Below are 22,680 nucleotides of genomic sequence, written 5' to 3'. Positions count from 1 at the left end.
CGTGGATCTACTGATACCCGCGAATCTGCTTGTTCAGCAGGTGCGGCGCGATCCAGCGATGCACCGGCGCAACCGGCAGCATGTACAGGCGACCAAATGCGTTGTGGGTGTGCACCACCGTCGCCACTTCCAACGCATCGCCATGCCACTGCAGCGCCAGTTGCACGCGCAGATGGCGGTCGTCGTCTTCCAGCACGATGGCATCTTCGCTCAGCGCCTGCAGGGTGAAGATGCCGAGGCGTTGACCAGGCTGTGGATCGACGGTCTGCTGCACCGCGCGCAGTGAGCCGAGATCCTTCATGCCCAGCAGCCGCATGCCACGGTTGCGCATGCCCATCAGCCCGTCGAACCAACCCGGGACCGTCGCTGCCATATCACGGTAGGCCTGCAGCGCCGAACGCCCATTGCGCGGCGCAGCCTCCCGGCAGGCATGGACGAAATCGGCACCCGGCAGTTGCGAACGCAGGACGCTGTCTTCGCTCAGCAGTGCGCTCACGGCTTGGGGCCCTGCCCTTCGTTGTCTTCCCAATGCAGGATGCGGCGGGTGACGAAGCGATAGACCGGCTTGCCGGTGGCGAACCAGAGATCGCGCACCCAGGACGTGCGCTTGAGCACGCGCTTCTCCACCGGCGTCAGCGACGCCCGGCAGTACATGCGCTTGTGCTTGAGCAGGTGACGCAGGTCTTCGCGCGCCAGCAGGCGCATCCAGCGCGAACGCGGGTTGCCGATCACCGCCAGCTGGAAATCGATCAGGGCCGGACGACCGTCCTCGGTCACCAGCCAATTGGCTTCCTTGGCCAGATCGTTGTGGGCCACACCGCGCCGGTGCAGCTGCTGCAGCAGGCGCCGCGCAGCACCGAACCAGGCCACGTCGCCGCGCGGCGGGCGCTGGTACATCGCGTCGCCGGCCATGAAGCTGCGGTCGAGATGGTGGCCATTCCAGTCCAGCAGTTGCGGCACGTCAGCCATTCCGTGGATGTGCTTCAGCGCGCGCGCTTCACGCCGCGCCAGCCACCACGCAGGCAGCCGCAGCCACAGCGGCGTGGCCCCCAGATCGCGGCGGACGAAGGGGCCTTCGGGGCCCTGCACAAGGAGGATCCGGCCAAAGCTGTCGGCCTTCAGTGCATGCGTTGGCGTGTCGTTGGATACAGGCATGGCGACATTCTAGGCGATGGCGTCGGTTGCAAACGGTCACCAAGCGGCTGGGAACCAGTCACCTTCACGCCTCTATAATCGGGAAATGGACTCTTCATGGATCGACGCCACCCTCGCGTGGATTGCCGCTCATCCCGTGTTGGCGGGTGCGGTCATCTTTCTGATCGCCTTCTGCGATGCGGTCATCATTCTTGGCGCCATCGTGCCGGCGCTGCCGTTGCTGTTCGCCGTCGGCGTGTTCATCGGCCTTGGGCAGATCTCCGGGCCGTACGCGGTTGCGGCCGCAGCGCTGGGCGCGTTCGCCGGTGATGGCATCAGCTACTGGATAGGCCGGCGCTGGGGCGACCGCCTGCGCGGCGTCTGGCCGTTCAGCCGCTATCCACAGCTGCTCGACCGCGGCGAGAACCTGTTCCGCCGCAATGCATTCAAGAGCATCCTGATCGCCCGCTATGTCGGTGCCATCCGGCCATTCGTGCCCGCCATCGCTGGCATGATGAAGATGCCCGCCAGCCGCTATGTGCAGGCCAGCGGCATCGCCAGTATTTCCTGGGCCGTGCTGTTCCTGGCCCCGGGCTGGATCCTCGGCGAAGCCTATGACGCCGTTGCCGCTGTTGCCGGCCGGCTGGTCGTGGTGGCGGGCCTGCTGGCGGTGATCCTCAGCCTGGTCTGGGCCATCGTGCTGTACGGCTATCGCTGGTCGGCCGCGCGCATGGACAACTGGTTGGCACGCCTGCTCGACTGGTCCAACCGGCACCCGACACTGGGCCGCTATACCGTCGGCGTGCTCGACCCGAAGCGCCGCGAGTCGGTGCCGTTGGCGATGCTGGCGTTGATGCTGCTGCTGTTGGGTTGGGGCTGGTTCGCCCTGTTGACCGTGGTGGTCGCCCACGGCGAGCCCCTGGCGGTGGACCTGCTGGTGCACCAGGCCATGCTGGCCCTGCGCAATCCGCTGGCCGACTACCCGATGGCCGCCTTGGCCTCGCTGGGCGCATGGCAGGTGCTGCTGCCGGCAACCGCTGCGGCAATGGGCTACCTGGTGTGGCGCCGGCGCTGGATGGCGGCTGCACATTGGCTTGCCGCATTGGCCTTCGGCCTGGCCCTGACCAAACTGCTCGGCGCCACCGTCGATGTGGTGCGCCCGATCGATGCCAGCAGTGGCTTCGGCTTCCCGTCGGTGTCGGTGACCATGGCCACCATCACCTTCGGCTTCTTCGCGGTGCTGATCGCCCGCGAAATGCCCGGCCGCACCCGTGTCTGGCCCTACCTGGTGTCGGGCATCGTGGTCAGCCTGATCGGCTTCTCGCGCCTGTACCTGGGCGCGCACTGGCTGAGCGACGTCATCGGCGGCATGTTGTTCGGCACCTTCTGGCTGCTGGTGCTCGGCATCGCCTACCGCCGCCGCTTCAACCGCTCGTTCTGGGTCAAGCCGGTTGCCTGGCTGTTCTACGGCGTCTTCGCGGTGGCGGCGATGTGGTACGCGCCGCGCAACATCGCCATCAAGCTGGAACGCTTCGAGCCGACCCTGCCTGCGCCGCTGGCGATGGACGCGCAGGCCTGGTGGCAGCACGACTGGGCGAAACTGCCGGCACGCCGCAACGAATTCGACGATGACCAGCGCTGGCCGCTGGATGTGCAGGTGGCCGGGCCGTTGGCACCGCTGCAGGCGCAGCTGGAAGCGCGCGGCTGGCAGGTGCAGGCACAGGCTGGCTGGCAGGAAGCCCTGTTGATGCTGGACAAGAACACCGGCGCCGACGAACTGCCGGTGCTGCCGGCGACGCTGGATACGCGCGTCGAAGCGCTGCTGATGGTGCGCCAGGGCGCGCAGGCCGATGAGCGCTACGTGCTCCGCCTGTGGCAGGCTCCGGCGCAGCTGCAGCCGGGCGACACCCCGTTGTGGCTGGGCAGCGCGCAGACCCTGCGCTACGAGCGTCACTTCCAGTGGATCGGCATGTGGCACCCCGTGCGTGGGATTGATCCGGCGTTGAACGCGGTGAAGGAAGCGGTGCAGGCGCTGCCTCAGCAGGAAGCGATGCACCCGGAGACCGGCCTGCCGGTGCTGCGCCTGAAGGCAACGGCGCCCTGACAGGTATCGGTGCGCGATCACTCACTGTAGAGCCGAGCCCATGCTCCGCTTGATAAATCCCACGAAGAGCAGCCGAGCATAGGCTCGGCTCTACAGTAGATCCACGCCATGCGTGGATGCGGGTTCCAGTAGATCCACGCCATGCGTGGATGCGGGTTCCGATAGATCCACGCCGTGCGTGGATGCGGGTTCCAGTAGATCCACGCCATGCGTGGATAGCTTCTACGGCATCCAGCCCAGCAGCTGCTGCAGGCGCTGGTGCGGGTCGTCCAGCTGCAGCAGTTGCAGCCGCTGCTGTTCGCTCAGCGGCAACAGCTCGGCCAGCCTCCAGCTGACCCAGCTGGCCTGGTCCATCAATGCCGGCGTGGCCGGTGCGAACGCCGTGCCCGCCTGCTCGATGATGTGGTCCAGTACCGTCGCCAGCAGCGCGTGCTGCGGACGCAGTTCGTCATCGGGATCCTCATCGCACCAGCGCACGTCGGCAACCACCAGCCCGTTGTCGCGCACGCGTGTACGCTCGACATGGAAACGGCGGGTACCGCGCAATCGCAGCTGCAGCACGCCGTCGGCACCGACATCGAAATCCTCGATCTTCACCTGCACGCCGAAGGCGGCCGGCGTTGCCGGTGCACCCACTTCTTGGCCTTCCAGGATCAGGCAGACACCGAAGCCTTCGCCACTGCGGCCGGTTTCGCGGACCAGATCCAGGTAGCGTGGCTCGAACACGCGCAGGCCGATGGCCGCGCCCGGCAGCAGCGTCGTATGCAGCGGGAACAGCGGCAGCGAATCCTCGCCGCTCATCGTGCCTGCAGTCCTGCCAGGAAGCGGCGCGGCGCGCCGTCGAAGCCACCGTTGGACATGAACACCACATGGTCGCCGCTGCGCACGTCGGACTGCAGCTGCGCCAACAACGCATCGGTATCGGCCACCGCGTGTGCCTGTCCACGCACCGCCGCGATCACCGTTGCCGCGTCCCAGGCCAGCTCCGGGCGGTGCAGGAACACCACCTCATCGGCCAGCGCCAATGACGGCGCCAGCGCCTGGGCGTGGGCGCCCAGCCGCATCGAATTGCTGCGCGGCTCCATCGCCACCACGATGCGCGCATCACCGACCTTGGCGCGCAGGCCTTCAAGGGTGGTGGCAATCGCGGTCGGGTGATGGGCGAAATCGTCGTAGACGGTGATGCCATCGTGGTTGCCGATCACTTCCATGCGGCGCTTGACGCTGCGGAAGCGTGCCAGCGCCGGGATCACCTCGGCCGGCGCGACACCCACGGCGTGCGCGGCGGCCAGCGCCGCCAGGCCGTTGAGTACGTTGTGCCGGCCCAGCAGCGACCAGTGCACATCGCCCAGCGCCTGCCCACGATGATGGACGCGGAACGCGCTGCCATCGGCGGCCAGCAGCTCGGCATGCCACTCCAGCGCAGGGTCGAAGCCGAAGCGTTCGATCGGGGTCCAGCAGCCCATCGCCAGCACTTCGGCCAGGTGCGCGTCTTCGCCGTTGACGATCAGGCGGCCGCGCGCCGGTACGGTACGCACCAGGTGGTGGAACTGGCGCTGGATCGCCGCCACATCGGGGAAGATGTCGGCGTGGTCGTATTCGAGGTTGTTGAGGATCGCCACCAGCGGCCGGTAGTGCACGAACTTGCTGCGCTTGTCGAAGAACGCGGTGTCGTACTCATCGGCTTCGACGACGAATTCACGGCCCTGGCCCAACCGCGCGGACACGCCGAAGTCCTCGGCCACGCCGCCGATCAGGAAGCCCGGCGAACGGCCGGCGCTTTCCAGCAGCCAGGTCAGGATGGTGGTGGTGGTGGTCTTGCCATGGGTGCCGGCCACGGCCAGGGTGTCGCGGCCCGGCAGGACCTGTTCGGACAGCCACTGGGCGCCGGAAATGTAGCGCTGGCCGGCATCCAGGACGGCTTCCACGGCCGGGTTGCCGCGTGACAGTGCGTTGCCGATCACCACCTGTCCGGTGCCCTCCGGCACGCTGTCGGCGCGGTAGCCCTGGTCCAGGGTGATGCCCAGCTGCTCGAGCTGGGTCGACATCGGCGGATAGATGGCCTGGTCGCTGCCACTGACCTTATGGCCCAGTTCCCGCGCCAGGGCGGCCACGCCACCCATGAAGGTGCCGGCGATTGCAAGGATATGTACGCTGCTCATGACCGGGGATTGTGACTGATCACGGCTGTATAGGGCCATTGTCGGCAACGGGGTAAGAGAACCCCTACAGTCACTGTGAGAAAACTCCAATCACATGTCAGGGAATTCCCGATAGCGATGTTCTGTGAACCCGGACACAATTCAGGATGCCAGCCGCAGTACCCGAACCGGTCCTACTCCCCAAGAGGCCATCCCCAAGGGAGCTCATGCTGTGGGGGCCCTGAGCAAGCCCTTTGCTGGCACCTATGAAACGAAACAGGCCTGATCCTCGCGGATCAGGCCTGTTTTTTTTGCGCCTGCGGTGGCCGGCATCGACCGGCCAGGCAGGTCAGCGCTTGATCGCGGCCAGGATGCGGGCTTCGATCTCGTCCAGCTCGCCGACGCCATCGACGCGGGCCAGGGTGCCACGACCGGCGTAGAAGTCGACCACCGGAGCGGTCTGCTCGGTGTAGACCTGCAGGCGCTTGCGCACCGATTCCGGATTGTCGTCGGCGCGGCCCTGCTCCTGCGCACGGCCAGCGATGCGCTCGACCAGCAGTTCAGTGGCCACGTCCAGCTGCACCACAGCGTCCAGCGGCTGGCCGATTTCAGCCAGCATGCCGTCCAGCGCGTTGGCCTGGGCCACATTGCGCGGATAGCCGTCCAGGATGAAGCCCTTGGCGACATCGGCCTGGGCCAGGCGCGACTTCAGCATACCCAGCAGAATCTCATCGGACACCAGATTGCCGGCATCCATCACCGACTTGGCCTGCTTGCCCAGCTCGGAGCCGGCGGCGATTTCCGCGCGCAGCATGTCGCCAGTGGAAATGTGGGCGATCTCGAGCTTTTCCTTCAGGCGCGTCGCCTGTGTCCCCTTGCCCGAACCGGGCGGTCCCAACAGAACCAATCGCATTGACCTGACTCCAACGTGTTGAAAATAAAGAAGGTTCGCGTCCCGGACGGCCCGGTATCGCTGCACCGCAATAGCGCCACTTTAGCGCATCCGGGTAATGTCCCTGCAATGTCCCCTCCCCCGAGCAGGTAAAAGCATGCGCAATGGCACCCTCCTTTACGCCCAGTCCGGCGGCGTCACCGCCGTCATCAACGCCACTGCCGCGGCGGTGATCGAACAGGCCCGCGCCAAGGGAATCAAGGTCCTGGCCGCGCGCAACGGCATTCTCGGCGCCCTGCGCGAGGAGCTGATCGACACCAGCAAGGAGAGTGCTGCGGCCATCCGCGCCCTGGCCCACACCCCCGGCGGCGCGTTCGGCTCGTGCCGGGTCAAGCTGAAATCACTGGAGGCCGACCGTGCCCGTTACGACCGCCTGCTGGAGGTCCTGCGCGCCCACGACGTGCGCTGGTTCCTCTACAACGGCGGCAACGACTCGGCCGATACCGCGCTGAAGGTCTCGCAGCTGGCCAAGGCCTCCGGCTACGACCTGACCTGCATTGGCGTACCCAAGACCATCGACAACGATCTGGCGGTGACCGACACCTGCCCCGGCTTCGGCTCGGCGGCCAAGTACACGGCGGTGTCCGTACGCGAAGCGGCCCTGGACGTGGCGGCGATGGCCGAGACCTCCACCCGTGTCTTCATCTATGAGGCGATGGGCCGCCACGCCGGCTGGCTGGCCGCGGCTGCCGGCCTGGCTGGCAACGGCGATGACGACGCCCCGCACATCATCCTGCTGCCCGAACGTGCCTATGACGAGGCGGCGTTCCTGGCCAAGGTCAAGGCCGTGGTCGCACGCGTGGGCTACTGCGTGGTGGTGGCCTCGGAAGGCATCGCCACCGCCGACGGCCGCTTCGTCGCCGACGCCGGCGGCGGCAAGGACTCCTTCGGCCATGCGCAGCTGGGCGGCGTGGCCGCGCACCTGGCCGGGCGGGTCAAGGACCAGCTGGGTCTGAAGGTGCACTGGGCGCTGCCCGACTACCTGCAGCGCTCGGCCCGCCACCTGGCCAGCAAAACCGACTGGGAGCAGGCACAGGCGGTCGGCAAGGCCGCCGTGCAGCTGGCGTTGAAGGGCCAGAACGGAGTGATGCCGGTGATCGTGCGCAGCAGCGATGTGCCGTATCGCTGGAAGATCGAAGCCGCACCGCTGTCGAAGATCGCCAACCATGAGAAGAAGATGCCGGCCAGCTTCATCCGTCGCGATGGCTTCGGCATCACCGCCAAGGCGCGCGCCTACCTGTCGCCGTTGATCAAGGGCGAAGCGCCGCTTCCGTATGGCACCGATGGCCTGCCGAAGTATGTGACGCTGAAGAATGTCGCGGTGAAGCAGAAGCTGCCGACGTTCGAGGGTTGAAGCCCTCCTGCGCCCCGCGCGGAGCGCAGGGCGCATTGCGGCGACCGCCGAAGCGCTCCACAATCGGGCTCCGGCCCGGGGCAAAGGGGTCGCCGCAAGCCAGATTCGACACTGCCCGGCCGCAAGGCCCGGGCCCGTGCTGCCATTTCACAAGGACTGTAACCATGAAGCACCCGATCCTGATCGCTGCCCTGCTGTGCGGCGCTGCTGCGCCGGCCTTCGCTGCGACCTGCGAAAGCAACTTCCAGAAGAAGGGCAATCCCTTCGTCGGCACCACCTTCACCTCGTCGGTCACCCAGCCGGACCTGACCGTGGCCAGCGCCATCGGCCAGATGCGGGTAATTGCCAAGAATGCCAACATGGATGTCCTCAGCGAGGATGCGGAAGGCGGCTCCATGCTGATCGAAGAACCGGAAACCATGGCCCACAAGCCGATTCCGATGATCATCAGCGCCACCTCAGAAGGCGGCCAGGGCACCGTCGGCATGGTGGTGAAAGTCAACAAGGGTGCCATTGCTTCGGCCGACGGCGTGCGCGATGAAATGTGCAAGCTGCTCAACCAGATCAAGCCCGGCAAGGCCGGCGAACAGGCAGCCAGGACCGCCCCGCAGGCGTCGGTGGTGACCGTCGCGGCTGAGCGCTTCGGCTTCCAGCTGCGCAACCAGAACAAGGACAACCCGGCTGCGGTCGAGCCGCGCTACAAGGGCAAGACCTACGCCATCACCGGCCGCATCACCACGGTGCTGCGCAGCGGGGGTACCTACAACACCAGCTTCGACCTGCCCAGCGATGGCAGCATCGACTTCGAGCGCGTGGCCATTTCCTGTTCGTTCGCCGCCAACCAGGCTGCGTATGCGCTGGCCCTGCGCCCGCGCGAGAAGGTGACCTTGACCGGTGTGGTCGACAGTTATGACCAGATCGGCCGCGTGCTGTGGCTGAAGGATTGCCGCGGCAACTGACCGCTGCCGGCATGAGGAAAGGCCCGGGCGCGCGAGCGCCCGGGCCTTTTCATTTTGATCACGGGGTTTCCGGCCAGCGGCCGGCACTACCCGGGTCTCCCTTCCAGTAGATCCACGCGAGGCGTGGATGCTCGGCCTCAATTGCAGGCCTTGCCTTCCATCTGCAGCTGCGCGGCGAACATGGTCACCTGCGGAATCTTGCCGGCGGCGGCCTGCTTCTTGGCTTCTTCCAGGTAGATGCGCGACTGTCCCTGCCCATCCAGCGCCTGGGCGTTGTTCACCGGCAGACGCCACACGCGCACCACCGCCTGCTGCGCCGGGCAGGCCGCATTCGGAACACGGATCACATCATTGAGTTTCCAGCCCTTGTCGGCGCTCGGTTGTGCCTTGGCGTAGTCGACGAAGCGTGCACGCGGCTGGCACTGCTCGCTGGTGCGCACCGCCGAGAAACGATAGGGCTCCGCGGCCTGACCAGTGAAAGCGCCTTCAAGGCGGGCACAGGCTTCTGGAATCTGCCGCAGCGTATGCACCGCGCCGACCGCCTGCGGTGCACCGACAGCGCGCTGCAGTTCGGGTGCTTCCGCTGCGAGGGCAGACGTGGCCGGGGCCAGGACAGCAAGCATCAACAAGGACAGGCGCATGAGGATTCTCCGACAGGACTGCGCGCAGGCTTGCAGAGGCTGGCTTAACGGGGTGCAAAGGTGGTGACAGGGACGACGGATATGACGTCGGTGCAGCAACCGCTGCGCTCGCCGGGCGCGGCCCGGCGCTACCATCCAGGCGCGGGTACACGCATACTGCGGGCACCAGGGAATGCTGAACACCGCCATACGTCGGACGACCACCAAGGTCGGTACGGGTTGGTTCCAGGCTGCAGCCCGTCGTCCCCCTCGTGGTGCAGTTCATCGCCACTGGATGCTTGTCCATCCATTTAGCGGAGGGGTCTAATGCTGGAACGTCACGGGCTTTCATTGGCGCTGGGCTGCGCCATTCTCGCGATCCTGTTCGGAATCGTCTCGGCGCGCTGGATCCTGCGCCAACCCACCGGCAATGAACGCATGGTCGCCATCGCCACGGCCATCCAGGAAGGCGCACGCGCTTACCTCAACCGCCAGTACCTGACCATCGGCATCGCCGGCGTGGTGCTGTTCGTGCTGGTCGGCATCTTCATCAGCTGGTACACCGCGATCGGCTTCGCGGTCGGTGCGGTGCTATCCGGCGCAGCCGGCTACATCGGCATGAACGTGTCGGTGCGCGCCAACGTGCGCACCGCCGAGGCCGCACGGCATGGCATCAGTGCGGCGATGGATGTTGCGTTCCGCGGCGGTGCGATCACCGGCATGCTGGTGGTCGGCCTGGGCCTGCTGGGCGTGGCCGGCTACTACGCACTGCTGCTGCGGTTGGGCCTGCCGATGGAACAGGCGCTGCATGCGCTGGTCGGCCTGGCCTTCGGCTCATCGCTGATCTCGATCTTCGCGCGCCTGGGCGGCGGCATCTTCACCAAGGGTGCAGACGTCGGCGCCGATCTGGTCGGCAAGGTCGAAGCGGGGATTCCCGAGGATGACCCGCGCAATCCGGCTGTGATCGCCGACAACGTCGGTGACAACGTCGGCGACTGCGCCGGCATGGCCGCCGACCTGTTCGAGACCTATGCGGTCACCGTGATCGCCACCATGCTGCTGGGCAGCCTGATGCTGGCCGAAGCAGGCGCCAACGCGGTGCTGTATCCGCTGGTGCTGGGCGGTGTATCGATCATCGCTTCGATCATCGGTGCGTTGTTCGTCAAGGTGAAGCCGGGCGGTTCGATCATGGGCGCGCTGTACAAGGGCGTGATCGTCTCAGGCGTGCTGGCCGCAATCGCGTTCTACCCGATCACCACCGGGCTGATGGCCGACAACGTGCATGGTCCCATCGCGCTGTACGGCTGCGCGCTGATCGGCCTGGTGCTGACCGGCCTGATCGTGTGGATCACCGAGTACTACACCGGCACCCAGTACAAGCCGGTGCAGCACGTGGCGCAGGCCTCGACCACCGGCCATGGCACCAACATCATCGCCGGCCTCGGCATTTCCATGAAGTCCACCGCGCTGCCGGTGATCGCGGTGTGCGCGGCAATCTGGGGTGCGTATGCCCTGGCCGGCCTGTACGGCATCGCCATCGCGGCCACCGCCATGCTGTCGATGGCGGGCATGATCGTCGCACTCGATGCCTACGGGCCGATCACCGACAACGCCGGTGGCATCGCCGAAATGGCCGAGCTGCCCTCGGAGATCCGCGACATCACCGATCCCCTCGATGCTGTGGGCAATACCACCAAGGCGGTCACCAAGGGGTATGCGATCGGTTCGGCAGCACTGGCCGCGCTGGTGCTGTTCGCCGACTACACCCACAACCTGCAGGCGGCCAATCCCGGCCAGGAGTTCCGCTTCGACCTCAGCGATCACACCGTGATCATCGGCCTGCTGATCGGTGGCCTGATTCCCTACCTGTTCGGCGCGATGGCGATGGAAGCGGTCGGCCGCGCAGCGGGCGCGGTGGTGGAGGAAGTGCGGCGGCAGTTCCGCGAGATCCCCGGCATCATGCAGGGCACCGCCAAGCCGCAGTACGACAGGGCCGTGGACATGCTGACCCGCTCGGCGATCCGCGAAATGATCGTGCCGTCACTGCTGCCGGTGGCGGTGCCGGTGGTGGTCGGCCTGCTGCTGGGGCCACGCGCGCTGGGCGGCCTGCTGATCGGCACGATCGTCACCGGCCTGTTCGTGGCCATTTCGATGACCACCGGCGGCGGCGCCTGGGACAACGCCAAGAAGTACATCGAGGACGGCCACTTCGGCGGCAAGGGCAGCGAGGCGCACAAGGCCGCGGTGACCGGCGATACCGTCGGTGACCCGTACAAAGACACCGCCGGCCCGGCGATCAATCCGCTGATCAAGATCATCAACATCGTCGCGCTGCTGCTGGTGCCGCTGCTGTAGATCCACGCCATGCGTGGATGACGGCTCCGATGTCGATTGGCGGCGCTCGGGTAGATCCACGCCATGCGTGGATGACAGCCGCCGGTGCCCTCACCGCCCGCGCAGGAAGAACGACACCGGCACCATCACTTCCACCGGGTCGCCGGCCACTTCGGCCGGCGGCGCCGGTACAGGGCTGGCGCGCTGCACGGTGTCCAACGTCTCCTGGTCGAGCAGTGCGAAGCCACTGCTGCGGCCCAGCTTCATGGCGGAGACCACGCCATCGCGGGCCACCGCGAAGCGCACGTAGACCACCCCCTGCTGGCGCAGCCGCTCGGCCTGGCGCGGGTAGCGCCGGTGCTTCTGCAGGTGCCCCAGCAGGCGCCCTTCCCAGGTCGCCTCGGCACGACTGCGCTCACCGGAAGCGGTCTGCGGTGCGGTGTAGCGCGTGGCCGCATCGGCGGCCACCTGTGGTGGCGCGCTGGTCTGCGCGACGTTGGCGTCGGCGCTGTCCGGCGAGGGTGTCGGCTCCGGCGCACGCGGCGGTGGCAGGTCACCCTGCGGCTGCAATGGCGCCTTGGGTTGCTCACGCAGGGCCGGTTTCGGCGCCTGCCGCTGCTGTTGCTGCTGCAGCGGCCCGGTGGCGACCTCGCGTGGCGGCACCGACGGCGCCTGTGCCATCGGCGCCAGTTCGAGCATCAGCGCCGCAGGCGGTGCCACCGCCAGCGACGGCGCACGCGCTGCCCACCAGCAGCCTGCACCGATCAGCAGCGCATGCACCAGCAGCACGATCGCCAGGCTGGTCGCCCAGCGCCGCAGTCCGCTCATCGCGCGCCCTGCTCCAGGCCAACCAGCGCCACCTTCAGGTAGCCCGCCGCACGCAACGCATCCAATGTCGCCATCAGTTCGCCGTAAGGCACACGCGTATCGGCGCGCAGGAACAGGCGTTGCGTGGTGTCACCGTGGGTGGCCGCCTGCAATGCAGCCGCCAACCCATCACGTGCCACCGCCTGCTCACCGACGCGCAGCGACAGATCGGCCTGCACGGTCACGTACACCGGCGCCGATTCCGGCGGCGTAGCACTGGCGCTGCTGGCTGGCAGCTGCACCGGCACCGACACGGTGGCCAGCGGTGCGGCCACCATGAAGATGATCAACAGCACCAGCATCACGTCGATGAAGGGCGTGACATTGATCTCGTGCGCTTCTTCGGGGGCATCGTCACGGTCGGACGCGGTCCTGATCGCCATCAGTCGTCCCTCAATGCACCGCACGCAGCGGCGCCGCTGCGGTACGCGGCACGGCACGATCAAGATCGCGCGAGACCAGCTGCTGCACGGCTGCCGACAGATCGCCGAGCAGACCACGCAGACCGGCCAGCACGCGGCTGAAGTGGTTGTAGACCAGCACGGCAGGAATTGCCGCAACCAGGCCCAACGCGGTTGCCAGCAGGGCCTCGGCGATACCCGGTGCAACCACTGCCAGATTGGTGGTGTTGCTGTGGGCAATGCCAATGAAACTGTTCATGATGCCCCACACCGTGCCGAACAGGCCGACGAACGGCGCCACCGCGCCGATGCTGGCGAGCACGCCGATGCCGCGCCGCTGCACGCGCGCGGTTTCCAGTTCGATGCGATCCAGCCGCGAGGCGATGCGCTCCTTGATGCCGTCGCGGCCACCCAGCTCCTGCGACAGGCGCAGTTCGGTGCGCGCGGCGTCCAGCATCGCCAGCGCGGCGCCCTGCTGCACGCTGGCATCCGCGTGTTCGTTGGGCAGGCTTGCCGCCTGCAGCAACAGCGCGCGCGCCGCTCGCAGCTGCCGCGCCTGCCGAGCCAGTTCCCAGCCCTTGGCCAGCAGCACGGTCCAGGTAGCCAGCGACGCCAGGGCCAGCGCGATCATCACCCCTTTCACCACCACGTCGGCGGCCAGGTACATGCCCCACGGGGTCAGGGCGGGGGTAGCCACAGGGGCCAGGTCAGCAGGCAGCATCGTCTCGGGTTCCATCAGAATCAGGGGATGCAGCACGGCGGCGGGCCGTGCGCGGATCATGGGCGTCGTCCACGTCCACCAGCGGCGTGGGTTCAAGGCGTGGTGCTGGTCGACTGAGCACATAGCCGGCGCTGACCGCGAAGAACAGGCCCACGCCCAGCAGCAGGCGCCATGAGGGATGGGCGCCCCAGCAGAACATCGCGAATCCCACCGCCATGCCGGCGCTGGCGAATGCCTTGCCCTTGCGCGACACCGCGCCCTGCTCGCGCCACAACCGCAACGACGGGCCATAGCGCGGATGCGCCAGCAGGCGCTGCTCGAACTTCGGCGAGCTGCGCGCGAAGCAGCCCACCGCCAGGATCAGGAAGATGGTGGTCGGCATTACCGGCAGCAGCGCACCGATCACCCCGAGACCGACCATCACCCATCCCAGCGCGAACCAGAGCCAGCGCATCAGCCCTGCGCCTGCGCGCGGTAGGCGTTCTTCATCAGGCGAATTCCACTTCGACGTGGCCGTGCACGCTGCGGAACGCGGCATCGGCCGCATCGATCACCTGCTGCTCCTGCTCGGCACTCAGCGGTACCGCATCCAGCGCAGCGGTGAACTCGCGCCAGTGGCGCGCGGCACCATCGGGATGCGCCGCCAGGTGACGGGCGCCGAAATCGCGGTCCAGGCCGAGCTTGGCCGCCATCTTGTACAGCACGGTGCCGCCCAGGTTGGAGCCTTCGGCCACGTACAGCCAGCCCAGTGCTGCGGGTAGCGCCAGGTCCGCCTGCAGCGCGGGGATGTAGGCGTCCGGCAGGGTCTGTTCCAGGTCCTGCAGGTCGCGCGCGACCTGAGTCAGGCGGCGGCGTTCACCGAGATCGGGCAGCAGTGTGTCCAGCGCAGGGTTGGCATACAACGCGTCGATGCTGCGATGGAAGCGGTACTGCACGCGCAGGAAACGGGCGAAGTTGCTGCGGTCGGCGAAGATGTCGCCGGCCATGATGCGCTTGTCCAGCGCGCCGTGACTGTCGCGGGTGGCGGCCTTGAGCCGCAGGCTGCGGCTGTCTTCGGGAGCGATGTGTGCGTTCATGGGGGAATGCCAGGAGGGTCGTCGTGCTGTAGACGTCTGCCGTGGGGCTATCCCCAAGCCCGTGTGTGCCGATAATGGGCCTTCCCCCTTCTTCCACCCGGAACCGACGATGATCACCACCGAGCCGCGCATGACCAACCTGTTCCTGCAGCTGGGCCTGGACGCCAGCGCCGAGGGCATCGCCCGCTTCATCCGCGAACACCAACTGGCCGCCGATGTGGAAGTGGCCGAGGCACCTTACTGGAGCGATGCCCAGCGCCAGTTCCTGTCCGAGTCACTGCAGGCCGATGCGGCGTGGAGCACGGTGGTCGATGAGCTGAACGAGTCGCTGCATGAAGAAGCGGTAAAGGCAGCAACCGGGTTGTAAGCAGGCGCCGGGCATGGCCCGGCGCTACCGATTGCATGGCGAATGCGGTGCGGACCAAGGTCCGCACCCACCCTTGCAGATCGTCAATAGATCCACACCATGCGTGGAGGGTTGATCAGTACTTCCAGGTCAGCGCCAGCCGCGCGGTGCGGCCCGGGGCCGGCATCACGCCCAACGCCAGTGGATCCAGGTAGTAGCGGTCGGTCACGTTGTCCACGTTCGCTTCCACCGACAACTGGTCGTTGAAGCTCCAGCTGGCGAACAGATCCACCAGCGTGGTCGGCCGGTACAGCTGCTGGATCGCCGACAGACCGACGTTCCATTCCTTGTCCAGCTTGCTGATCGGGCCCGCGTTGTGGACCACGCGGGTGCCGAAGGTCAGCCGCTCGTCGAACAGGCGTGAGCCCACTGTCAGGTTGACCATGTAGCGCGGCGGGTTCTGGGTGTTGCTGTAGGAGCCTTCGAAGCCGCCATCCACGCAGTCCGGCGTGCCGGCCAGCTCTGCGTTCCTGCGCTGCACGCCGTACGCGCGGCGCTCGGCAGCGATGTCCGGTGCGCAGGTCTTGGCCTTGAAGTAATAGTGCGCCGACAGATCGGCAAACACCTTGCCGCTGTCATAGCTGGACTGGAACTCCATGCCCGACACCTTGAAGCGGTCGACGTTGCGGATCAGGCCGGCCGACAACGTGCGGTAGTCGCGGGTGATCAGGTCATCGATGCGGGTATCGAAGTACGCCAGCTTCAGCGCCAGGCGGTCACCGGCGGTGAACAGGTCGTGCTGAATCGTGCTGGCGCCCAGTTCCCAGCTGTGCGCACGCTCGGGCTTGAGTTCGTCCACCGGCTTGGCCGCAGTGAACAGGCCCAGCGTGGTCTCGAACAGGCTCGGCAGCTTGGTGCCTTCGGCGTACTTCAGGTAGACCATGCTGTCTTCGCTGAAACGGAAGGCCACGCTGGCCGTCGGCGAGAACGCGCTGTCACGACGGCGGATCGGCTGCGACCAGCTCCAGCTCACCGGCACTTTCAGGTCCTCTGCAGCATCGGCGTCATAGAAGTTCCAACCACCGATGTCGCCGACGGTACCCTTCTTGTACGGCGAAGCCAGCAGCGATTCCTGGGTGAAATTTCCGTTCGCGTCCGGATACCAGTTCAACAGGGCAATGCGCTTGGCCCGCCACGACGGCAGCTTGGGATTGCCGTTGAGCAGTTCGGTGTAACGGTACTGGCCTTGGACTTCGTATCCGTCCGGCGTGGCCAGGCGGTTGCGGTCATGCACGTCCACGCGGTTCCACCGCCCGCCCAGCAGCATTTCCCAGTGTTCGTCCGGCGCCCACTTCAGCGACGCTACCGCGCTGTATTCCTTGCGCTCGGCATTGCGCAGGAAGCGGTTGTTGACCAGGTCGTCGTGCATGATCGGGCCAGAGCTGCCCGGAGCGATGTCCTCATCGCTGTAGGACAGACCGTAATCGAGAGTGAAGCGGCCGGCACTGCTGTCGAACACCGAAGTGTTGCTGGCATCCAGGCCGAAACGCTTCTGCCGCAGCGGGTTGCGGTAGGCATCCTTGTAGCCGGGATTGCCGCTGAAGCTGGGCGCGTCGTACCACTCGGTGCGGCGATCGAAGTACCACGGGGTGATGCCGGTCAGGCTGTTGTACATCACGCTGTCGGCGTCGGTGTACCACGCGTTGACGCGCAGGTCGATCAGCTCGCTGTCCGGGTTGAAGCGGTAGCGCAGGCTGTAGCTGTCCATGTCGACGTGGCCCGGGTCCCATTGCGGCACGCGGTCGCGGTCGACGCGGATGATCTGCGAGGCCATGATCTCGCCGGCGGTGCCTTCATAGCGGCGATAGCCGGCTTCCAGCGTCTGCGCGTCGTCGATGCGCCAGGTGCCCTTGAGCAGGGTCGACTTCGAGCGCGAGGAGGTGTTGAACACTTCGGTACGCGGCGGGTTCAACGGCGCCAGGGTGCGACGGGTCTGCGGGAAGTCGTCGTAGCCCTTGCTGCCGGAGAAGTAGTTGCCATTGTCGCGGTATGCGTAGGCGGCCACCAGATCGAAACGATCCCAGTGACCGGCGGCGGCGACGTTGAAGAACTGGCTGCCGGTGGCGCTGCGATCACTACGCGGCGCGGCGTCGTAACTGGGAAGGTTGTTGGCGCTGCCGTTGGCCAGTCCGCCGCGCACGCGCACACCGACGTCGCGGCCCTCGCGCAGCACGTCACCGACATTCAGCGTTTCCATTTCGACCACGCCACCGATGCCACCGGACGCATTGGCCTGCAGGCTCGGGCCCTTGGTGATGGTCAGGCTGGAGATCAGGTCCGGGTCGAGATAGGTGCGCTGCGACTGGCCGGCATAGCCACGGTAGGTGTCCATGCTGGACTGGCCACCGTCGATGATGACCGGCACCCTGCTCTGGCCCTGGATGCCGCGGATATTGACGTCGAAACCGTTGCCCACGCGCGGATCGCCAGCGGTAACGCCGGCCACGCCCTTGACGATGTCACCGTTGGAGGTACCGCGGAAGCGCTCCAGGTGCGTGCGATTGAGCGTGCTGGTGGAGCCGATGCTGCGATAGGTGTCGAGCAGGCGCGCTTCGTCGCTGGCCGCGCTGCTGTCAACGCGGTCGCCGGCCACGCTCAGTGTGTCGGTGACAATCACGCCGCTGCCGGCCTGCACCGGCGTTGCTGCTTCCAGGGTCACCGCATCGGCGCTGACCCGACGCATTGCCAGGCCACTGCCCTGCAGCAGCTGCTGCAGCGCCTCGTCGGCCGACAGGTTGCCGCGGACCGCACGCGAGGTTGCACCATGCGCCAGCGATGCGGGATACACCACCTGCACGCCGGACTGACGCATGTAGCTGCGCAGCGCTTCGTCCAGTGGCTGCGCCGCGATGTCGAAGCGCTGAATGGCGGTGTGGTCGCCGCTGACACTCTGCGCCAGTACGGAGGGTGCGGCGCTGGCGAGGCCGGCAGCCAGCAATGCGATGCACAGGCGGGACGGGCGCAGCATACGGCCCGGGCGGTGGGAGTCGAACATGGGGGAACCTGTCAGGTAATCGGTGCCGCGAACGCGGCGTCATCCGCAACACAGGCGGACACGGCGACGTACGTGGCGGCGGCGGGTACGTTCGCGAGGTAAGACGGATGGGCGCGCGACAACCCCAAGGGCATTTGCGGTCGCGATGGGTGCCGACCGTTGGTCGCCCGGCGGTGGCGGTGGGTGCCGACCGTTGGTCGGCACAGAGGCAATGATCATCCACGCATGGCGTGGACCCGCCGGGTGTCGGATGGTTCAGTAGAGCCACGCCATGCGTGGCTGCGGGGTGGCTGCACCTTCCATCCACGCATGGCGTGGATCTACTGCACGATGGCGACGCCGAACGGAAGACGGGTGACCTGCAGCCCTGTTGTCGCGGCCAGCGCATCCAGTGCCTGTTCCGGGCGATCGATGCGCAGTGCCGCGCTGACCGCCGGCAGTCGCGACAGATCACCACGCACGAAGGTCGGGCCGGCGCGATAGCGTCCCACCCAGTGCACAGCATCGGCGACGCTGGCCTGCTCCAGCAGCAGCTCGCCCTGCCGCCACGCACCCACGCTGTCGGCGGAAACATCCCGCAGACGCGTTACGCCGCTGTGCTCACCATAGGCCGCACGCTGGCCCACCTGCAGGTACGTCCAGCCGCCGTCGGCCGGGCTGGCCACGCGCACCCTGCCCTGCCCGACCTGGGTTTCCACCCGGTCATCGCCACGCGCGACGGTGAACGCCGTCGAGATGTCCTCGACCACGCCATTGCCCGCACGCACGCTGAAGCGCCGATGCGCATCCGGACTGACCTCGAACCAGGCACGCCCGCGCAGCAGTTCGATCTGGCGTGCATCCGCGTCGAAGCGCACGGCGATTGCGCTGTCCGCATCCAGCACCGCGCGGCTGCCATCAGGCAGCTGCACGTTCTGCACGACATGCGTGCTGCGGTGATCGGCCTGCAGGCGCAGCCAGGCTTCCGGCCATGCAACCAGCATCACCAGCGCGGCCGCGGCCGCCATTGCCCAGCGCAGGCGATGCGGCCTGCGTCGCTCGACGGGCGCGGCCTGCGGGCGCGGGCCCACGTTACGCCACAGCGCACGCTCGTGCTCGAAGGCCCGACGGTGTCCCGGCTGTTGCAGCCAGCGCTCGAACTCGTGCATGCGCGCATCGCGGATATCGCCGGATGCCAGCCACGCGATCCAGCTCCGGGCTTGTTCGGCCAAGGCATCGTCATTGGCGGCGGGCAACATGTTCGGCGGGCTCATCGGCTGGCAGACAGGCGCATTCAAGCGCGGGCGGGAGAACTAGACCGCATCCACGGTCCAGTGATCAAGACGTTTCAGCGAAGCTGATCCCCAAGCCCGGGCGATCATCGACCGCTGCGCGCCCAGGCCAGGCGCTGCAGCGCCGCGCGCACATGGTTCTCGACCGTGGTCACCGATACGCCAAGACGGCGCGCGATCTCGGCCTGGGTCAGCCCCTGCAGGCGATTCAGCCGGAAGATGGTGCGGGTCGGCTCCGGCAGGTGCCCTGCTGCGTCAAGAACGCGCTGCAGCTCGTCCTGCGCCATCGCCTGCTCCTCGGTCGAGATCACCTCGTCCGGGCCCCACAGGTAGTGGTCGGCCAGCAAACGGTTGCGCCGGGTCGATTCGCGGCCGTGGTCGGTCGCCAGGTTGGCGGCCAGCCGGTACAGATAGGCGCGCGGGTTGTCGATGGCCAGACTGTCGTCAACCCCCCGTGCCTTGAACCACACGGCCTGGATCACGTCCTCTGCGCCGTTGTCACCCCCAAGGATGCGCTGCACCCTGCGCAGCAGCGCAGGCCGCTCGCGGATCAGCAGTTCAGTGAGGGAGGCGGCATTGGAGGGCATGCGCGGAACCGGGACGGCAGGCGGAAGGCGCCGCGCATGCTACTCCGTTAATGCGAATCAGTCACGTTCGCATCAATGAATGCAGCCGGTCAACCCGTCGTAGACGCTCTCCGACGTGCCGGGCAAGGGATCATGCAGCGGATTGCGGGCCGCCAGGGCTGCATGGAAGTCCTCCACCGGAGTACCCGGCATCAGCGGCAGCCGGCACAACCAGGTCGGCTGCCGGGCCACGATCGCACCGTCACTCCGCGACACAGCCAGATCACTGGCGGCAAATGCCCAGAGGCACTCATGCACCGTGCCGCGCACCGCATCCACCGAGCAACGCAGGCGCAGCGCCTGGATGTCGCTGTACTCACCCTCGCAGAAGGTGTCGCCACAGATCGCGTCGAAACCATGCTGCAGCCGGCCTTCCAGGGCGAAGAAGCGGTCCCAGTTGGCTTCCTGGTGCGGGTAATCGATCAGATCGACGTAGGGAAAGGCCTCGGCGGCAGGTGCGACCAGCAGCGCGCAGAACACGCCGAAGGACAGGGCGGATGGTTTCATGCGGGAGCTCCTCGGGTAGGTGCATCCAGCCTGCGCCCGCACGTCGGCCGGCCCCATCGGTGAACCCCGGCCGTCGAGGTGGGCCCCTGCCCCACCCTGCCGTCAGCCCCCTCCCCTGCACAGCGACCGGCAAAGGCATAAAATGGAGAGCTATCCGTCTACATCCCCCACCTGGAGCACACCATGGGTCTGGAACTCGTCTCGCCCGGCAAGAACCCGCCGGAAGAAATCAACGTCATCATCGAGATCCCGAAGGATTCCGAGCCGGTGAAGTACGAAGTGGACAAGGAAACCGGCGCGATCTTCGTCGACCGCATCCTCTCCACCCCGATGCGCTACCCCTGCAACTACGGCTACGTGCCGAGCACCCTGTGCGGCGACGGCGATCCGGCCGACGTGCTGGTGGTGCTGCCGCTGCCGCTGGTTCCGGGTTCGGTGGTGCGCTGCCGTCCGGTCGGCGTGCTGAAGATGAGCGATGAGGCCGGCAGCGACGAGAAGATCCTGGCCGTGCCGGTCACCAAGGTATTCGGCGGCTACGCCCACGTGGAAGACATCGAGCAGGTGTCCAGCCACTGGCTGGAGCGCATCGGCCACTTCTTCGAGCACTACAAGGACCTGGAGAAGGGCAAGTGGGTCAAGCTGGACGGTTGGGGCGGCGCCGCTGAGGCCAAGCAGATCCTGATCGAGGCGCACCAGCGCCACCTCGACAGCAAGGCCTGAGACTGAACAGCATTGCTCCGGCGCGCGGCGTCGGAGCGATGCGGGTCACGTTTCATGACGGCGGCACATCACCTTTGCCGCCGTATTAGGTAAATTGCGTCACTTCACACGTCTTCGACATCGACCGTCGAGACAGCCAGGGGAATGTGTCGTGCGTATTCTGCTTGTAGGGGATACAGCCAGCCTGCCGGCTGAGCTGACCGAATTCATTGCCGATCTTGGGGAAGACTGGCAGCCGCTGACCGCCACCGATGGCCATACCGCGATGACCGCGGTCGCCACCCAGGGCGTGGACGCGGTGATCGTCTGTCCGCAATTGCCCGATCTCAACGCGACCACGTTGCTGGGGCAGATCCGCACCTTGCGCCCGGAGACCATCCGCATCGCACTTGTCGATGCGCAGCATGGCAACCGGCCGCCGCCGGCACGCCTGATCGGTGTCGCCCATCGCTTCCTGCCATTGCCGTTGGCACCGGAAGTGCTGCTGGAAGCATTGACCAGCCTGGAAGAGCTGCGCGACGTGCTGGACAGCCCGCGCCTGCGCGATGCCATCGGCCGCATCGAGAAGCTGCCCTCGCCGCCGCATTTGTACCTGAGCCTGACCCAGGCGCTGGAACATGACGACGACGCCGACAGCGCCGACGTGGCCAAACTGGTCGCCGCCGACCCGGCGATCGCAGCCAAGGTGCTGCAACTGTCCAATTCGGCGTTCTTCAGCCAGGGCCGCACCATCGCCGACCTGCGTACGGCCGTGACCCGCCTGGGCCTGGCGACACTGCGCGACCTGGTGCTGGCCAGCGAAGTGTTCTCCGCACCGACCTTGTCCGGCGCCGAACGCAACTCGCTGCAGCAGCGTGCCTTGATGGCCTCGCGATTGGCCGCACGCCTGCTGCCCGACTCCAGCGCCGAACTCGGTGCCACCGCCGCGCTGCTGGCCGACATCGGCCTGCTGCTGCCGGGCGTGCGCAACGAGCGCAGCGAACCCGAGCGGGCGGACGACGACCGCCCCGGCCATGCCGAAGCGGGTGCCTACCTGCTTGGCCTGTGGGGCCTGCCGATGCCGATCATCGAGGCGGTGGCGTTCCATCTGCAGCCGCAGCGCGCCAACACCCGCAGCTTCTGGGTGACCGGTGCGGTGCACGTGGCGCTCGCACTGGTCAACGGCGATCCGGTGGATGAGGACTATCTGCAGCGCGCGGGCGTGCTGAACAAGCTGCCGCAGTGGCGCGAGCATGCCAACAGCCTGATGGGGCTGGTGCCGAGCGACGCCTGAGGCGCAGTCTCGGGCGAGTACGCAGGGAATGAAAGGCAGGCCGCGTGGCCTGCCTTTTTTCGTTGTGCCGGGAAGTTCATCCACGCATGGCGTGGATCTACTGTGGATGGCCGGGGATTCATCCACGCATGGCGTGGATCTACTGTGGGTCGGGAGAGGAAACAAGAAGGGCGGGCCTTGCGGCCCGCCCTCCTCTTTCTGCTGTCACGCTTCGATGGA

At 66.9% G+C, this 22,680-nt stretch carries 22 protein-coding genes; 7 read left to right on the top strand and 15 right to left on the bottom strand.

The features are described 5' to 3' along the window. Positions 1-7: 7 nt before the first annotated feature. Complete coding sequence (locus HUT07_RS03160; RefSeq protein ID WP_254898800.1) at positions 8-496, bottom strand: DUF2867 domain-containing protein; 489 nt, start codon at positions 494-496, stop codon at positions 8-10. Beyond that, a complete protein-coding gene (locus tag HUT07_RS03155) occupies positions 493-1,155 on the bottom strand; it encodes a serine/threonine-protein kinase (RefSeq protein ID WP_176019702.1) in 663 nt (220 codons plus the stop codon). The genes HUT07_RS03160 and HUT07_RS03155 overlap by 4 nt, the downstream gene beginning before the upstream one ends. Before the next feature lie 85 nt (positions 1,156-1,240). Here HUT07_RS03155 and HUT07_RS03150 point away from each other — a divergent pair, with 85 nt between their 5' ends. After that, positions 1,241-3,238, top strand: coding sequence for a bifunctional DedA family/phosphatase PAP2 family protein (locus tag HUT07_RS03150; RefSeq protein WP_176019701.1), 1,998 nt, complete (start codon positions 1,241-1,243; stop codon positions 3,236-3,238). Between the two features lie 222 nt (positions 3,239-3,460). Here the strand turns inward: HUT07_RS03150 and HUT07_RS03145 are convergent, their stop codons facing one another. The 3 genes from HUT07_RS03145 to HUT07_RS03135 form a co-directional block, all read right to left on the bottom strand. Next, positions 3,461-4,039, bottom strand: coding sequence for an LON peptidase substrate-binding domain-containing protein (locus tag HUT07_RS03145; protein WP_176019700.1), 579 nt, complete (start codon positions 4,037-4,039; stop codon positions 3,461-3,463). Then, a complete protein-coding gene (mpl, locus tag HUT07_RS03140) occupies positions 4,036-5,400 on the bottom strand; it encodes a UDP-N-acetylmuramate:L-alanyl-gamma-D-glutamyl-meso-diaminopimelate ligase (protein ID WP_176019699.1) in 1,365 nt (454 codons plus the stop codon). Before mpl ends, HUT07_RS03145 begins: the two co-directional genes overlap by 4 nt. 328 nt (positions 5,401-5,728) lie before the next feature. Continuing rightward, positions 5,729-6,292 carry an adenylate kinase gene (locus HUT07_RS03135; RefSeq protein ID WP_025874177.1) on the bottom strand — a complete coding sequence of 188 codons (564 nt, stop codon included), beginning with the start codon at positions 6,290-6,292 and terminating at the stop codon, positions 5,729-5,731. 136 nt (positions 6,293-6,428) lie between these two features. On the opposite strand from HUT07_RS03135, the gene HUT07_RS03130 reads away from it, so the two are divergent. Continuing rightward, positions 6,429-7,685, top strand: a complete 1,257-nt coding sequence (locus HUT07_RS03130) for a 6-phosphofructokinase (RefSeq protein WP_176019698.1) — start codon at positions 6,429-6,431, stop codon at positions 7,683-7,685. A 164-nt stretch (positions 7,686-7,849) separates the two neighbouring features. Then, positions 7,850-8,644 carry a hypothetical protein gene (locus HUT07_RS03125; protein ID WP_176019697.1) on the top strand — a complete coding sequence of 265 codons (795 nt, stop codon included), beginning with the start codon at positions 7,850-7,852 and terminating at the stop codon, positions 8,642-8,644. Positions 8,645-8,781: 137 nt separating this feature from the next. On the opposite strand, the gene HUT07_RS03120 is transcribed toward HUT07_RS03125, so the two are convergent. Beyond that, positions 8,782-9,285, bottom strand: coding sequence for a hypothetical protein (locus HUT07_RS03120; protein ID WP_176019696.1), 504 nt, complete (start codon positions 9,283-9,285; stop codon positions 8,782-8,784). Between the two features lie 306 nt (positions 9,286-9,591). Here HUT07_RS03120 and HUT07_RS03115 point away from each other — a divergent pair, with 306 nt between their 5' ends. Further along, the gene (locus tag HUT07_RS03115) at positions 9,592-11,619 is read left to right on the top strand and encodes a sodium-translocating pyrophosphatase (protein WP_176019695.1); all 2,028 of its coding nucleotides are present in this window, start codon (positions 9,592-9,594) and stop codon (positions 11,617-11,619) included. 90 nt (positions 11,620-11,709) lie between these two features. On the opposite strand, the gene HUT07_RS03110 is transcribed toward HUT07_RS03115, so the two are convergent. From HUT07_RS03110 to HUT07_RS03090, 5 genes are read right to left on the bottom strand one after another with little or no spacing between them, the layout of a single operon-like run. Then, positions 11,710-12,426 (bottom strand): energy transducer TonB, encoded by a 717-nt coding sequence (locus HUT07_RS03110; RefSeq protein WP_176019694.1) that lies wholly within the window; start codon positions 12,424-12,426, stop codon positions 11,710-11,712. Then, entirely contained in the window at positions 12,423-12,848 is a 426-nt protein-coding gene (exbD, locus tag HUT07_RS03105) for a TonB system transport protein ExbD (RefSeq protein ID WP_176019693.1), read from the bottom strand. Before exbD ends, HUT07_RS03110 begins: the two co-directional genes overlap by 4 nt. Positions 12,849-12,858: 10 nt before the next feature. Further along, on the bottom strand, positions 12,859-13,587 hold the full coding sequence (exbB, locus tag HUT07_RS03100; protein WP_176019692.1) for a tonB-system energizer ExbB: 729 nt from the start codon (positions 13,585-13,587) through the stop codon (positions 12,859-12,861). Then, positions 13,574-14,041, bottom strand: a complete 468-nt coding sequence (locus tag HUT07_RS03095) for a YbaN family protein (RefSeq protein ID WP_176019691.1) — start codon at positions 14,039-14,041, stop codon at positions 13,574-13,576. Before HUT07_RS03095 ends, exbB begins: the two co-directional genes overlap by 14 nt. Positions 14,042-14,075: 34 nt before the next feature. Then, positions 14,076-14,663 (bottom strand): biliverdin-producing heme oxygenase, encoded by a 588-nt coding sequence (locus HUT07_RS03090; RefSeq protein ID WP_176019690.1) that lies wholly within the window; start codon positions 14,661-14,663, stop codon positions 14,076-14,078. A 109-nt stretch (positions 14,664-14,772) separates the two neighbouring features. On the opposite strand from HUT07_RS03090, the gene HUT07_RS03085 reads away from it, so the two are divergent. Then, the gene (locus tag HUT07_RS03085) at positions 14,773-15,030 is read left to right on the top strand and encodes a DUF2789 domain-containing protein (RefSeq protein ID WP_176019689.1); all 258 of its coding nucleotides are present in this window, start codon (positions 14,773-14,775) and stop codon (positions 15,028-15,030) included. Between the two features lie 115 nt (positions 15,031-15,145). On the opposite strand, the gene HUT07_RS03080 is transcribed toward HUT07_RS03085, so the two are convergent. The 4 genes from HUT07_RS03080 to HUT07_RS03065 all read right to left on the bottom strand — a co-directional run bounded on the left by HUT07_RS03080 (position 15,146) and on the right by HUT07_RS03065 (position 20,468). Then, positions 15,146-18,064, bottom strand: coding sequence for a TonB-dependent receptor (locus tag HUT07_RS03080; RefSeq protein ID WP_176019688.1), 2,919 nt, complete (start codon positions 18,062-18,064; stop codon positions 15,146-15,148). A gap of 320 nt (positions 18,065-18,384) precedes the next feature. Next, a complete protein-coding gene (locus HUT07_RS03075; RefSeq protein ID WP_176019687.1) occupies positions 18,385-19,317 on the bottom strand; it encodes a FecR domain-containing protein in 933 nt (310 codons plus the stop codon). 104 nt (positions 19,318-19,421) lie between these two features. Continuing rightward, positions 19,422-19,922: an RNA polymerase sigma factor gene (locus HUT07_RS03070; protein ID WP_176019686.1), complete on the bottom strand. Its 501-nt coding sequence runs from the start codon at positions 19,920-19,922 to the stop codon at positions 19,422-19,424. Positions 19,923-19,994: 72 nt separating this feature from the next. Then, positions 19,995-20,468: a hypothetical protein gene (locus tag HUT07_RS03065; RefSeq protein WP_176019685.1), complete on the bottom strand. Its 474-nt coding sequence runs from the start codon at positions 20,466-20,468 to the stop codon at positions 19,995-19,997. A 183-nt stretch (positions 20,469-20,651) separates the two neighbouring features. On the opposite strand from HUT07_RS03065, the gene ppa reads away from it, so the two are divergent. Together ppa and HUT07_RS03055 are read left to right on the top strand one after the other, a co-directional pair. Beyond that, a complete protein-coding gene (ppa, locus tag HUT07_RS03060; RefSeq protein WP_025874161.1) occupies positions 20,652-21,188 on the top strand; it encodes an inorganic diphosphatase in 537 nt (178 codons plus the stop codon). Positions 21,189-21,339: 151 nt separating this feature from the next. After that, the gene (locus tag HUT07_RS03055) at positions 21,340-22,461 is read left to right on the top strand and encodes an HDOD domain-containing protein (protein ID WP_176019684.1); all 1,122 of its coding nucleotides are present in this window, start codon (positions 21,340-21,342) and stop codon (positions 22,459-22,461) included. The last annotated feature ends 219 nt before the right edge of the window (positions 22,462-22,680 follow it).

Origin of the sequence: Stenotrophomonas sp. NA06056 (assembly GCF_013364355.1) — a bacterium.
Lineage (GTDB): Bacteria > Pseudomonadota > Gammaproteobacteria > Xanthomonadales > Xanthomonadaceae > Stenotrophomonas.
This window is presented reverse-complemented; position numbering and strand designations above follow the sequence as displayed.

Excerpts from the sequence above, each read along its gene's own strand:
- exbD (WP_176019693.1), bottom strand. The coding sequence starts at position 12,848 with ATGGCGATCAGGACCGCGTCCGACCGTGACGATGCCCCCGAAGAAGCG.
- HUT07_RS03075 (WP_176019687.1), bottom strand. The coding sequence starts at position 19,317 with ATGAGCCCGCCGAACATGTTGCCCGCCGCCAATGACGATGCCTTGGCC.
- HUT07_RS03085 (WP_176019689.1), top strand. The coding sequence starts at position 14,773 with ATGATCACCACCGAGCCGCGCATGACCAACCTGTTCCTGCAGCTGGGC.
- HUT07_RS03120 (WP_176019696.1), bottom strand. The coding sequence starts at position 9,285 with ATGCGCCTGTCCTTGTTGATGCTTGCTGTCCTGGCCCCGGCCACGTCT.
- HUT07_RS03125 (WP_176019697.1), top strand. The coding sequence starts at position 7,850 with ATGAAGCACCCGATCCTGATCGCTGCCCTGCTGTGCGGCGCTGCTGCG.
- mpl (WP_176019699.1), bottom strand. The coding sequence starts at position 5,400 with ATGAGCAGCGTACATATCCTTGCAATCGCCGGCACCTTCATGGGTGGC.
- HUT07_RS03135 (WP_025874177.1), bottom strand. The coding sequence starts at position 6,292 with ATGCGATTGGTTCTGTTGGGACCGCCCGGTTCGGGCAAGGGGACACAG.
- HUT07_RS03110 (WP_176019694.1), bottom strand. The coding sequence starts at position 12,426 with ATGAGCGGACTGCGGCGCTGGGCGACCAGCCTGGCGATCGTGCTGCTG.
- HUT07_RS03150 (WP_176019701.1), top strand. The coding sequence starts at position 1,241 with ATGGACTCTTCATGGATCGACGCCACCCTCGCGTGGATTGCCGCTCAT.
- HUT07_RS03065 (WP_176019685.1), bottom strand. The coding sequence starts at position 20,468 with ATGAAACCATCCGCCCTGTCCTTCGGCGTGTTCTGCGCGCTGCTGGTC.
- HUT07_RS03090 (WP_176019690.1), bottom strand. The coding sequence starts at position 14,663 with ATGAACGCACACATCGCTCCCGAAGACAGCCGCAGCCTGCGGCTCAAG.
- HUT07_RS03115 (WP_176019695.1), top strand. The coding sequence starts at position 9,592 with ATGCTGGAACGTCACGGGCTTTCATTGGCGCTGGGCTGCGCCATTCTC.
- HUT07_RS03070 (WP_176019686.1), bottom strand. The coding sequence starts at position 19,922 with ATGCCCTCCAATGCCGCCTCCCTCACTGAACTGCTGATCCGCGAGCGG.
- HUT07_RS03095 (WP_176019691.1), bottom strand. The coding sequence starts at position 14,041 with ATGCGCTGGCTCTGGTTCGCGCTGGGATGGGTGATGGTCGGTCTCGGG.
- HUT07_RS03145 (WP_176019700.1), bottom strand. The coding sequence starts at position 4,039 with ATGAGCGGCGAGGATTCGCTGCCGCTGTTCCCGCTGCATACGACGCTG.
- exbB (WP_176019692.1), bottom strand. The coding sequence starts at position 13,587 with ATGCTGCCTGCTGACCTGGCCCCTGTGGCTACCCCCGCCCTGACCCCG.
- HUT07_RS03155 (WP_176019702.1), bottom strand. The coding sequence starts at position 1,155 with ATGCCTGTATCCAACGACACGCCAACGCATGCACTGAAGGCCGACAGC.
- HUT07_RS03080 (WP_176019688.1), bottom strand. The coding sequence starts at position 18,064 with ATGTTCGACTCCCACCGCCCGGGCCGTATGCTGCGCCCGTCCCGCCTG.
- ppa (WP_025874161.1), top strand. The coding sequence starts at position 20,652 with ATGGGTCTGGAACTCGTCTCGCCCGGCAAGAACCCGCCGGAAGAAATC.
- HUT07_RS03130 (WP_176019698.1), top strand. The coding sequence starts at position 6,429 with ATGCGCAATGGCACCCTCCTTTACGCCCAGTCCGGCGGCGTCACCGCC.